The sequence below is a fragment of the Sulfurospirillum cavolei genome, from assembly GCF_001548055.1.
Taxonomy (GTDB): Bacteria; Campylobacterota; Campylobacteria; order Campylobacterales; family Sulfurospirillaceae; genus Sulfurospirillum.
Window position 1 is genome coordinate 1,829,140 of the sequence record NZ_AP014724.1, and the last position, 12,429, is coordinate 1,841,568.

Sequence of the window (12,429 nt, forward strand, 5' to 3'; positions counted from 1 at the left end):
ACTATTTTCCTAATAATTTTTTACGAATTTTCGGGTCGCTCATCGTTTCGCCGCGAAGCATACGAAGGCGCATTTCATCAAACGTTATCCTATTGTCTCCTTCTTGTTCGTATGCTCCGAAACCGTAATGCATCGGAGTTTCGTCGATCACCGAATAAAAAGCGCGCAATGCATCGACGTATCGGTTCGTATCGTTGCTAAAAACCCACATGTGAACCGTTTGAGGCTCGACGTTTTGTGCTTTCATCCACAAAACGGCACACCCGACGTCGTCGAAAAAGTAGGTTTTCGCGTTTTGAATAATTTGCGCCGTGTGCTTCTTCCCGACAAGGTACATGTAACATGTCGGACATTGAACCGTATTGTCTTGAAACTCTAAAGGTGCTCCTTCAGGATTTTTGCGATCCGTCGGCAATTGATTTTGGGCACGCAAATAACCGAACAACGCACCTAAACTCAACAAAGGCGTTAGGATTAAGATCGATAAGGCTATACGGCGATTCATAACCATACTCCGTTTTTAAGATAGTATGCGAGCGGATACGCCGAAATCGACACGACGTATGCGGTATTGAAAAATCCCGAAAGCCTCCAATACCGATAAGGAATCGTATGCGTGATAGACGCTAAAAGCCCTCCTCCTACGGCGCAAAACGTACCCGTAAAGAGCATGACATACAAGCCGTACCCCACATAATAATACTCCTTTTGCAAAAGGCAAAACGGACAACGATGTGTCGGTAGTTCGTAAACATACGTGCTAAAGAAGACGATCAGCGAGATTAACGCAAAGATCAAAAATAGCGTATTGCTCACAATCACGCCTGCCGTGCTCTTCAACCAAAGCGCGATCAAGCTTACCGTGTAAACAAGATAAAAAATACCGACCCAGACACGAGCATCGACGTTAAACAAGAGCGAAAGCGACGCGCTACTGCTCGCCGCGGAAAAAAGCGTGCCGCAACAGCTAACGATTTTACTGACGTCTAAGCGCGTGAAAAAGCCGATTTCCAAAATGATTTCGGTAAAAAGAGGCACGCATAGCAAGGCGAAAAGGATTAATTTCAACCGCGTATACGCTAAACGGACGTGCGACGCATCTTCGGCATGGAGCAGAAGCCAAAAACCGAAACCGTAAAGATTAAAGAGTTTAAAAAGCGTCAAATCCAGTCCGAAACCGATCGAATTTACCACGCCGCTTGCACACATCGCACCCGTAATCACGGCGGAAAGCTTATCGCAGGTGTAAATAAAAAAGAGAAACAACGGAAGTTTGAGCACAAAAATATACTTGATAATGACCGCAACTAAAGTGCTCTGTTTCGTCAAACGATACTGCAAAGGCGTTACAGCAGCGTAATCCCATCGATACGCGATGCGTAGGCTAAGGATTAAAGCAAGCGTTCCCAAACCGAGGAAAATAACATCAAGCGTCAATAAAGCGATGATCTCCGGCGTTAAAGTCATGGACGTAGCACTCCGTGATGCAATTCGATTGTTTGATCCACGAAATCCAAATCGAAAAATAACGGATCATGGGTCGCTACGACCAAAGTGACGCCTTCGTGTTTCAACGCACGTAACTCTTCAATCAACGAGAGCGAAAGCTTACGATCCAAATTGGCGGTCGGTTCGTCGGCCAATACGATCATGGGATTGCGAACCAACGCCCTAGCGATTGCCGTGCGTTGTTGCTCTCCGCCCGAGAGTCGATGAACGTACATGTGAGCCTTGTGGGCAATACGGCATCGCTCCATCGCCCGTTTGGCTTTTGCTTCGATGACATGTAAAGGTATATTTTCCGGAACCAAGGGCGTCGTTACGTTTTCTTGAACGCTTAAATACGGAATCAAATGAAATTTTTGAAAAATAAATCCGATACGTTCGCGGCGCATTTTGGCACTTAATCGTTCGGGCATTTTTGAAATCTCTTCTCCATCAACGACGATGCTTCCGCTTGTCGGTTGCGCCAAGCCTGCGATTAAAGAAAGTAACGTACTTTTGCCGCTACCGCTGGCTCCTTTTAAGAGAACGCATTCGCCTTGCGCTACATGCAACGAGACATGAGACAGTGCTTGCACGCACTCTTCTGCTTGCGTAAACATTTTACTTACGTTTGAGACGACGATCATCGTAACACCTCATCCGCATCGACGATAGACGTACGCCACGCCGGAATTAACGTTGCGGCGATATAGACGGGCACGCTCAGCAAAAACAGTAAAACGATCATTGACCCAGAAAGCGTATAGGGCAAGGCAAAAGGCGGTTTTAAAGTGGAATAACCCGTGAAAATAGCGCGCAACAGCGGTGCTTGCAAAGCGTAAACGTAAAACAACGCCGTAGCCAAGCCGAAAAGAAAAGCTCCAAGCGATAGGATAAAACTTTCAAAAAATTTCTCTTGAAGCACCGTATCGGTATCCCAGCCGAGTGCCTTTAAAATGCCGATCTCCTTTTTTTCTTCGGAACTTAAAGCGTTGGATTTGTCGTATACGATGATAAAAAAAGCAAACGCACACACGCAAAACAATGCAAGAAAAAAACCGCTTTTATAATCAAAGATATTCTGATAACTCACACGAATATCGTCTCTCGTTACCACACGCAGATCGGGAAATTTTTCAATGATTTTTGCGACGATCGTCGGAATTTCACTGACGTTTGCCGAAACTTTCAACACAATATCTGTGGCATCGGAAGCATTCATTCCGAAAATTTCATATGCCGTTTGTTTCGGCAATACGATCAAATCATTCGCTTCCAAGGCAAGATCGGAGTGAAACACGCCGGCAATACCGACTTTTTTCGTTTGTCCCTCGGGTGTAATAAAATTGAAAAAATCGTTATAGTAATTCTCACGCAAAATAGTTTTGACGCCTTCTCCGACGATCATCGTCGGAGAAGGCGAACGTTGCGTCCAATCGACATCTTTAATCAAACGCGCCATCGTAGCCGAATACGGCTCTTCGTAGGCATCGAGTCCGACGACGGAAAAATTGACGCCGGCGGGTTTAAAATAGTAATATCCCCAAATACGCGGCGTCACGGAACCCACACCTTGAATTTCCAATAAAGCGTCGACGCGGCTAACGGGGATTAGCGTTTGCTTTCCCGCGACGAAACGTTGTAAGGTCATATCCGGTAGCGTTTTGAGCGTAGCGTTCAATTCCGCTTTGATCGATTCGGCGATCATTAAAACCGAAGAGAGTATAAAAATCAAAAAACTCAAAATAAAAAAGATAAAAAAGTTCTTGCCGAAGCGGCGAAACAACGAACGAACGGCATACTCTAAAAGAAGCCAGCGAAAGCTAAAAAGCATAGTCGATCCTTGAGGGTTGCGCTAAGGGCGTATAACGGTAAACAAACGTCGAGGGAAAATACTCCAACAATTCGGGGGATTCGTTAAAGTACGCAAAAACGTCGCTGATACTTCGATGGCGTACGTAATGCGCTTCGCAAACCAACGCCAGATCGCTCAATCCTACGAACGAACTCAGAAGTTCTTTGCGCGCCAACATTTCGTCGCTCCCTAAAAGCGTGTGTGAAAAATAGAGATTTTGCACGAAGCAAAGCACGCCTAAACCGATCAAAAACGTTAGAATACGAGCCGTGCTTTTGCCTATCATGCTATTTTCCTATTTGAATGACACGCCCGGTCAACTCCGTAAAATCAACGATTTCTTGACCTTCTTTTATCTCTTCTTTGCGTACATGTGCACCGAATCCGTAAGCCATCGGTGTGATGTTTTCCGTATCGTAGAACGCTTTACGCGCATCGATCCATTCGCCGGTTTTCGCATCGTTCACCCAAATAACCGCCTCTTCGCTCCAGGCAATCTTGTTTTCCTTAAACCATAAAACGACGCAACCGATGTCGTCAAAAAAATAACGCCTGCCGGTATGCGGATTGATCGCTTGGGCAGAAAATTTTCGATCGCTTAAAACCATCTTACACCGTTCGCACATGTCACGATCCCAATGAACGGGTTTGGCACTCAGATCGATTTTCGTATCGCATCCTAAAAGAAGAAGGAGACTTGCGATCATGCCCAATGCATTTAAGAGTACGCTAGCGTTTTTCATCGCTAATGACCTTTCCAAAATCCATATACAATTCGCGATTGACGATCGACTCCATCTCGTCGATACGATGCGTGACAAAAAGCGCAATGCGCGCATGGCGTTCTTGGGTTAGGAGCCTGTAAAAATTATCCCGCGCTTTCGGATCTAAATTGGCGGTCGGCTCGTCGTAAATCATAATGTCGCTTCGACGTGCCAAACTGAGGGCTATCAACATTTTTTGCTTCATACCGCCGCTTAATTTAAAAAACGATTTCGTCAGATTGGCTTCGATATCGAGTTCCATCTCTTGCGCATACTTCCAAATCAACGCTCGATCCGTATGCGTACTTTTGCAAACGTATTGAATCAGCTCCTCTAAATTGAGCTTGATCGGAGGCGGAAGCTGCGGAACGAAACTGATATGATTTAACACGTTCGTGCGCTCCGTGATCGGATCGAAACCGTTCACGCGAACCGCACCCTTGTCGGGATGGTAATAGCCTAAAATGAGGCGAATCAGCGTCGTTTTTCCGGCACCGTTTGGACCCATTAACGCGATACAATCGCCGTCTTTGATGGATAACGATACGGCGTCCAAAGAGAGCGTATTTCCAAAACGTTTTACAAGATTTTGAATGTCTATCATACGAGCGACTTTAAGCGAAATGTATAATTTAAAGCGTCTTGGTGGCATACGTCGATACAACGTCCGCACAACGTACAATCGGCATTGGTAATGACTTGCTTTGTGATTCCTTTTTCGATGCGCTCTTTATCGTATTGCGGTTTGGTCAGCTCTAAGATATGGCTTTCGAAGCAAACGTCGTGACAGACCATACAATGATCGCAACGATCGTTCCACTCGACACGCGTCGCACTCACCGTTCCGATCATACCGTACGTCGTTCCGATAGGACAAACGTACTTACACCATGCGCGTCTTGCAAAGAACACTTCGACGCTAAAGACGATCGCAACCCAAATCAAGGCTAAACTCCACCCGTACGCGATAAAGCGGCTTAAAATGCCTACGACGTTAAAGACTTCAAACACCAAATACCCGCTTGTAAATGCTAAGAGTAAAAAAATCGCCCAAAAAGCGTATTTGATACGATGATCAAAGGTTCGCTCTTTAATGATCTTCTTTTGCACGAGCATCGTGTGTAATTTTTCGCCGATTTCACTGAGCAATCCGTAAGGGCAAACCCAAGCACAATACGTCCGTCCGCCGATCAGTAAATAAGCGATCACGATCGTCGTCGTTCCGATAATCATATTGATCGGCATATGGTACGTTGCGACAAAAACTTCCAACGTCGTAAAAACGTCGATTAGATGAAATCCTAGAAAGCGAGACCCGCTGAGCGTTCCTTCAAGCGTTTGTATATCGACTTTAAACGATAGAAAAAACAATAAATGAATACTAATGATCGCCGCCCAACGTTTTGCACGAAGGCTCAAACGCTTTTTACCTTGATTGTCTACGGTATAAAACGTCGATCCAAACGTCGTTTTGGCTATCGTATTACGATCTTGATATTTGTTCATCGGATCTCCTTTATTTGGACGCCGCTAGTTCTCTGGCTTTAAATTCGCCGATCTCGTATGCAAGTTCCTTCAAATCGCTTTCGCTCAGATTTAAAACCGCACCTTTCATAATCGGATTCGTGCGCGTACCGTTTTTATACTCTAAAACTTTGGCGAACAGGACATCTCCGCTCTGTCCGAAAAGCGGTAATCCCACCGCGCCTTTACCGTCAATTCCGTGGCATGAAGCACATTTGCGTTTAAAATTGTCGCTGACCTTAAAGGTTGCTACGTTACCGGCTTTTTCCTTGAGAGCTTTGAGTTTTTGGGCTTCGCTCTCTTCTTGCGTCGGTTGTTTTACCCCTTGCGACGCGTCGGAATTAAACGAAACGGTATTGGTTTGCGGAGCGATATTTTCGATGATTTTGTTACTCTCGCCGCCTTGAAACGCTCGACCTTGGCTTAGGGTATACGCCATCAATCCTACTACGATAACGGTAATGCCGCCTACGATGCTATTTTTCATTGTCGTCTCTCTTTTATTTTTTTGATTTGTTGATTAAACGTATAAATTTCATCCGCTAAGGCTTGAATTTGTTTATCGTCTAACTGTTTGACGAGGTCTTTCATCAAAGCATTCTCTTTTTCGCCTGTTTTATATTTTTTGATCGTCTCGGAAATATAAGCACTGTCTTTGCTCAATAACGAAGGTCCGATAATCCCGTTGGCATAATCGTCGTGACATGCGGAACATTTCACCATAAACTCTTTACTGAGTTTGCTGACCAAAAGGCTGATTTCGACATGTTCGTACGGACTTCGTACGTTTAATGCCGCGCCCGTAGGCGTATAATTTTTTTCTTCTACGCTTTGAGCCGTTTTTTTATCTTGCTGATAATCGTAATAAAATACTTGGCTCGTATTGGCGTCATGTTGTTTCAATGCAACTTTGTTCACTTTATAGTCGGCATTTTCTTCCACTTCGATCGCTCCGCTAGCCGTGCTACGAGTGTGCTCTTTTGGCGTCTCTTCTTTTTTTTGATCGCAACCGCTCAAAACGATGAGCCCTAAAAATACCGTTAGAAATATGCGATATTTCATCCGCCCTTTCCCTCCCCGTAATAAGATGCATAACTTTCCCTCGGTTTGACGACGATCGCGGGCGTTAATGCGGGGCAAAGTTCTTCGCATGCTCCGCACCCGACGCAACCGCTTTTGACGATCGGTCGTACCGTACCTTCTTTTTCAACCATCTCGATCGCGCTTAAAGGGTTGGGAAGCGGACACATGTCGGCACAAATCGTACAAGGCTTCCCTTCCAACGAGGCTAATTTTTTCAAAAGTTCTTCTTCAACGTCTCGCGTATGCGGATGTTTGGAAATCACGCCGGCATGTCCTTGGGGAACCGGTTTTTTTTGCAAAGCCAAACACGCTTCCGGAAACGCCAATACCGCAATACCCATTTTGACGTCTTCGGGTTTTTCGGTGTGATGGTCCAACGCTCCGGTAGGACATGCCAAGACGCAAGGAAGCGGACCGCACAAATAACACGCACGGTTTCTTGCTTCGATATAAGGCGTCCCCATACCGTATCCTTTCGCAAAATCCGCTAAATGAATCGAGTGGTACGGGCAAACTTGCAAACACTGTCCGCATTTAATGCACAGTGCCAAAAAGCGATCTTCCTCGACGGCTCCGGGCGGTCTTAATCTTGCTTCGTGCGCTCTTAAGTAAGGAGTTCCTAGTATTCCTCCGCCTAAGGCCAATCCTAAAACGCCTAAGGTCGAGTAGCTCATAAAGTCTCGTCGTGATTGTTGCGCCATAATGTCTTTCTCCTAATGGTTCGTAAATTTTGGTTTTTTATCTTCCAAAAGAAAAATAGGCTCCGAAAAAGGAGCTAACTTTGATAAAAAATTGAGCAACGTTAAAACGGGCGAACCGTAAAAAAACTTCACGGAAGGGTTGTAAGTCCATAACTTATCAGCATACTGATAAACGCGATAAGCGTTATCCCCATAACCATCCATATTCTTATCAAAACCTTCATAGTTATCCCAGTAATTCATCGAAAATTCGTTTTTAAACTCTTGCTCGTTTCGCGAATCGTTGACGATATCTTCAATATTGCCCACAATGCTGTTTTCCGTAACCACGTTATTTTCGCACAACGAATGAAAATGCATCGCTTCGGCGTTATACATGATCTTATTGTTGCGAATAAAATTGTGCGTATCGGGTTCAAAAGGCGACCGATCGATATACAGACCTTGCGAATTGTAAATAATCGTGTTGTTTTCAATCGTAAAATTGGTCGCATCTTTAAATCCGATACCGATACCCGTAGCACCCACTGCGCTTTTAACGACGTTACCCGTGGCAATCGTATCGTTGGAATACATAAAGAAAATCCCCACCGAATTGTATTGGTACACATTATTGTGAACGTAATTTTTACCCGCATACATAAAGTGCAACGAATAACGACCGTACTCGCCGAGGTTCTCTTCGATCGTATTGCCGTGCGAATACCACACGACCATATCCCGTGATCGATAAAGATGATTTTTACGTACGATATTGTCGTTGCTGTACCATAACCGAATTCCGTCTCCCCGTAATCCGAGGTCGTAGTCTTTCGACGTAATATAGTTATTTTGAATCAACGAATTGTTGGCAATTTCCATATTGATGCCGAGCAACGAGTCCAAAATCGTGCAATTGCTAACCTCGCATTGCGAAACGGCACCTTTGCTCGCATCGCCGTTAATATTAATCGCCGCGTCTAAAACGTCGGCACGTTCTCCGCTGTTTCGAAGCGTCAGATTTTTTAACGTGACGTAAGAGCTTTGAATCGTCACGATGCTTCCCGCACCCAACCCGTCGATAATCACGCCCTCTTCGACGCCGATCAGGCTAATGGGTTTTTGAATGACGATATTGCCTTCGTAAACGCCTGCTTTTAATTTGATAATCGAACCTTCTTTAGCATTGTCGATCGCGTCTTGAATCGGATTTCTTCGCGTCTCTTTGATCGGTCCTGTATAAACCCTCGCTTTGTCTTGCGCTTGGACGTCGTAAGAAAATGTCCCGTCCGCGGCATAAAGCGATACGATGAAGCTTACGATCAAAAAGAAATATCGCATTATTGTGCCGCTACGCTTTTTTGTTCTTTATTCGCTTTATTGCGCGCGATGAACGCCAACAACGAAAAGAGACTAATAAGAACCAACAGATAAAAGCCGATCGTCGGATACGAATGCGTCGTAAATTGAGCGACCTTACCGTCTCCGAAAACCGTCGGCATAAACGGTTTAATTTTAAAAGCACCCCAATCGTGGAGGTTATGTCCGAACCAATAGAGCCAATACGAATAATCGGCGATAAACAAAAGCGGTAAAGAGACGGGAATTAGCATCAAATAATTGAGAAATTTATGGTTATACGCTATAAAATAGACCATAATCAAGCTCAACAATAAAAGCGCGTAAATACCGATTTCACGCTCCAACGTTCCGCCCGTCCACATCGGATCCATACCGATATAGTGGTTAATCGTATTCATTTCATGCACTTCGCCGCTAAACCCGTCAAAATGAAAATACACGGGAATCCCTTCGGGAAACGCTTCTTTAGGATAGTTGGGAGCTTCCAAAGAGACAAACCAAATCGGCATAGAAGCGACGCCGATTTCCGAAGAGGTCGCAATCATCTGATCGAGATCGTTATGCGCCTTTTTAGGAGTCGTCGTACTTTTATAGCGTCCTTGATTGTAAAGATTCCAAATCACTTTTGAGAACGAATGAATTTCGTCTTTATGCCCTTCGTCGATTTTATTTAAAACGCCGTGAAAGCCGATCATCGGAAACGTAAACGAGAACGTTAAAACGATGAGCGCGAGTGCGGCGAAGATCGTAGATTTTTTATAACTTGCGTGCATATACTACTCCTTAAATAACCTTATTTAGACGTTTGAAAACCTAACATGTAAATAAGATTATATGCTGATGTCTTCGGTTTTACCTTGATACGCGTCAACGAATCCGCAAGCGAAAGCTTTTACTCTCGCTTGCGAAACGCATTACGCGCCGCTAAAATAAATTAGCGTTGCTGTCAACCCATTTCAAATACTCGATGATGTTTTTCACTTCTTCATCTTTCATATTTTGATTAGGCATCCTTAAGTTAAAGAAATCGATCATCGCTTTAACGTACGGCTCGTCAAATTTCGGTTTCGGATCTTTGATAAACTCGGCAACCCATTTCTCACCGTTTTCATGGCGTCCTAAAACACCCGTTAGATCAGGACCGGAGCTTACTTTACCGATGACGTGGCAACCGGAACATCCGCCTTCATTGAAAGCCGTTTCGCCTTTTGCCGCGGCAGGGCTTTGTTTGGTTGCAACAAATTTGACTAACAAATCTTTCGCACGAATACCGACATCTGCCGTTTTAACCATATACTGCCAGATCATGTTTTCAAACAGAACCGCTTTTTCGAGGTCGCCTTCTTTAACGGCGGCATCGGATAGTTTTTTCTGCTCGGCGATTTTGCCGTATTGATCTAAGGCATCGTTCACGAGGTTTTTAACGACGTCGTGTTTTTCATAATGGTTGTCTTTCAAGAACTTCACGACGCTTTGAATAACGTCATCCGTCGCCTTGTTGGTCGCAACCGTTTTATCGTACTCGGCTTTCAATTGCTCTTTTGACATCGATGCCATTTTAAGCTTTTGAACGCTGTCGTATTTTTTGTTAGGGTCTTTGACCATCAAATAACCCATCATTTCAAGGTGTAACGCCGAACAAAATTCCGTACAGTAGTAAGGGAAGACGCCCTCCATATCCGCTTTGAATTTAATGCTGGAAGTTTTACCCGGTTCAACCGATGCGTGAACATTGTAGTTATCGATCGTAAAACCGTGCGTTTCGTCTTCGGCTCTTTCAAGGTTCGTGACGTAGAACGTTACGTTATCGCCTTTGTTGACGGTAATTCTCTCAGGATTGATGTGCGATCGAACCAAGGTTGCATAGACTTTAACGTCACTACCGTTTCGCTCGATTCTCTCTTGTCCCGCAAGGGTTTTACCTTCATGAACCGTATTCGTTCGCGTATTGGTTCCCATCTCGTATCGTACTTCGGGATTAAGTTTGCTTGCACGGATCGCAACAGCATCGTGCGGCTCACCCAACGGAATCGGCATATCGACGAGCATATCCATTTTACCGCCGCGAATATCGATTAACTGATGATTTTGCGGGTGTAACGGACCGACGTTGTTAAAGCGATCGATGGAAAGTTTGTTCAACGCAATAATATAATCGCCCTGAGGATCTGCCGTATTGCTCTCCATACCGCACAAGTGACCGATATTGTAGTGGACGTTCACGCGATCCAACACTTTTAAAGTCTTAAAGTTCCATTTTACGACTTGTGAATCGACGTACAAAGAAGTATAAATCTCGCCGTCAACGTTCGAATATTGGTTATGCAAAGGTCCAAGACCCAACTCGACTTGCCCGTGTAACGCTTTTTTCATATCTAAAATAGGAATACCGTAAGGATCTTTTCCGGCATACTCTTTATTTTTGATCAAGTTTTGAATCTTGGAAAAGCTGTAAACGGAAGCATGCGTATCTAATTTACCGCAAACAACGATATATTCGCCGGTTGGATCAACGTCAACGCCGTGCGGAGATTTAGGCTCGGGAATCAAAAACAATGCATCGTTTTTGATCGCAATATCCATAGGAACGACGCGATGATTGTTAACGATTTTGACGTTTTTAGGGTCTTTCGCCAACTCTGCAAGTTTTTGCCAATTATAGACATGTAAGTAGTCCGTATCGTTACGGCTCATACCCGCTTCGTTCGGCGGCATACCGACTTCGATACCGCCCGTATACATTTCGGAGTTAAACGAGTTGGTAAAACCCCAACCGTGGCTCACTTTTTTACCGGCATCGCTTAAGTCTTGCATGTAAGGCGGGAGTTCGATGGTGTAAGAGTCTTTTTCTTGGATACGTCCTTTCTTAGGGTCGAATTTCCACATCGTTACACCGCCGCGGTACGTCTCTTTATAGTCTTCGATCGGGTGGTAATCGTTGTCGAAAGGAGCCGCATATTGTGCCGCTTCGATAATCCATTCGGAATCTTGCGTAAAGAAAGAACCGCCGTGCTCAGATTTAAAGACGGGATTGACAACGATTTGTTTGGTTTCAAAATCGTGCAAATCGATGACTGCAATACGAGGGTTGGCTTTGTCGTTGACGACCAACCATTTACCGTCGACTTTAGCATCCGTTTCGGAAAGCGAAGGGTGGTGCGTGTCGCCCCATGTAATATCTTTGCCTCGGATTTTTCCTTGAGCGAGGACTTTTTTACTCTCCTCGTCAAATCCATATCCCTGCCAAGGTTCCGGAGTAAAGACGCCGATATACTTTAAAAGTCGCATCGACGGTACGCCGTACACCATAATTTGCCCCGATTGACCGCCGGAACTAAAGACCAAGTACTTGTCATGGACTCCGGTCGGATTGTAGGTTTTAGCCGCACGAACGACGTCCGCTTCGCTTAAACCTTTTTCTTTCATAACCTTGTCCAAGGCACTTTCGGTCGCAGCAAACGAAACTGTCGCACCGAGAGCTCCGATAAGAGCAAGCGAAGAAAGAAGTTTAAAACCTTTTTCCATAAATTACCTCCTTTGTTGATGTTCATATTAAATCCTTTACAATGACGAACGGTCATTTAACAAAAATTTAATACTTGAGTTAACTCTGAAAGTTTATACTATTGTCAGTTTCTTTTCAGTCGCTAATAAAAAATATAAAAAACAATGTTAA

General features: G+C 44.5%; 14 protein-coding genes. All 14 read right to left on the minus strand.

Going from position 1 to position 12,429, the window contains the following annotated elements:
- Position 1 precedes the first annotated feature (1 nt).
- Positions 2–505 carry a hypothetical protein gene (locus UCH003_RS09195; RefSeq protein ID WP_060826288.1) on the minus strand — a complete coding sequence of 168 codons (504 nt, stop codon included), beginning with the start codon at positions 503–505 and terminating at the stop codon, positions 2–4.
- Complete coding sequence (locus tag UCH003_RS09200) at positions 502–1,467, minus strand: hypothetical protein (protein WP_060826289.1); 966 nt, start codon at positions 1,465–1,467, stop codon at positions 502–504. The genes UCH003_RS09195 and UCH003_RS09200 overlap by 4 nt, the downstream gene beginning before the upstream one ends.
- On the minus strand, positions 1,464–2,132 hold the full coding sequence (locus tag UCH003_RS09205; protein ID WP_060826290.1) for an ABC transporter ATP-binding protein: 669 nt from the start codon (positions 2,130–2,132) through the stop codon (positions 1,464–1,466). Before UCH003_RS09205 ends, UCH003_RS09200 begins: the two co-directional genes overlap by 4 nt.
- A complete protein-coding gene (locus UCH003_RS09210) occupies positions 2,129–3,319 on the minus strand; it encodes an ABC transporter permease (protein ID WP_060826291.1) in 1,191 nt (396 codons plus the stop codon). The genes UCH003_RS09205 and UCH003_RS09210 overlap by 4 nt, the downstream gene beginning before the upstream one ends.
- Entirely contained in the window at positions 3,309–3,626 is a 318-nt protein-coding gene (locus UCH003_RS09215) for a hypothetical protein (RefSeq protein WP_144441004.1), read from the minus strand. The genes UCH003_RS09210 and UCH003_RS09215 overlap by 11 nt, the downstream gene beginning before the upstream one ends.
- 1 nt (position 3,627) lies before the next feature.
- A complete protein-coding gene (locus UCH003_RS09220; RefSeq protein ID WP_060826292.1) occupies positions 3,628–4,083 on the minus strand; it encodes a nitrous oxide reductase accessory protein NosL in 456 nt (151 codons plus the stop codon).
- A complete protein-coding gene (locus UCH003_RS09225) occupies positions 4,070–4,708 on the minus strand; it encodes an ABC transporter ATP-binding protein (protein ID WP_060826293.1) in 639 nt (212 codons plus the stop codon). The genes UCH003_RS09220 and UCH003_RS09225 overlap by 14 nt, the downstream gene beginning before the upstream one ends.
- Complete coding sequence (locus UCH003_RS09230; protein WP_060826294.1) at positions 4,705–5,610, minus strand: NapH/MauN family ferredoxin-type protein; 906 nt, start codon at positions 5,608–5,610, stop codon at positions 4,705–4,707. Before UCH003_RS09230 ends, UCH003_RS09225 begins: the two co-directional genes overlap by 4 nt.
- Positions 5,611–5,620: 10 nt before the next feature.
- Positions 5,621–6,115: a c-type cytochrome gene (locus UCH003_RS09235; RefSeq protein WP_060826295.1), complete on the minus strand. Its 495-nt coding sequence runs from the start codon at positions 6,113–6,115 to the stop codon at positions 5,621–5,623.
- A complete protein-coding gene (locus tag UCH003_RS09240) occupies positions 6,112–6,690 on the minus strand; it encodes a hypothetical protein (RefSeq protein WP_039675060.1) in 579 nt (192 codons plus the stop codon). Before UCH003_RS09240 ends, UCH003_RS09235 begins: the two co-directional genes overlap by 4 nt.
- Complete coding sequence (locus tag UCH003_RS09245; protein WP_231964766.1) at positions 6,687–7,385, minus strand: 4Fe-4S dicluster domain-containing protein; 699 nt, start codon at positions 7,383–7,385, stop codon at positions 6,687–6,689. The genes UCH003_RS09240 and UCH003_RS09245 overlap by 4 nt, the downstream gene beginning before the upstream one ends.
- A gap of 39 nt (positions 7,386–7,424) precedes the next feature.
- Entirely contained in the window at positions 7,425–8,732 is a 1,308-nt protein-coding gene (locus UCH003_RS09250) for a nitrous oxide reductase family maturation protein NosD (protein WP_082709179.1), read from the minus strand.
- Complete coding sequence (locus tag UCH003_RS09255) at positions 8,732–9,526, minus strand: hypothetical protein (protein WP_039675064.1); 795 nt, start codon at positions 9,524–9,526, stop codon at positions 8,732–8,734. Before UCH003_RS09255 ends, UCH003_RS09250 begins: the two co-directional genes overlap by 1 nt.
- Positions 9,527–9,677: 151 nt before the next feature.
- On the minus strand, positions 9,678–12,278 hold the full coding sequence (nosZ, locus tag UCH003_RS09260; RefSeq protein ID WP_060826296.1) for a Sec-dependent nitrous-oxide reductase: 2,601 nt from the start codon (positions 12,276–12,278) through the stop codon (positions 9,678–9,680).
- Between the last annotated feature and the right edge of the window lie 151 nt (positions 12,279–12,429).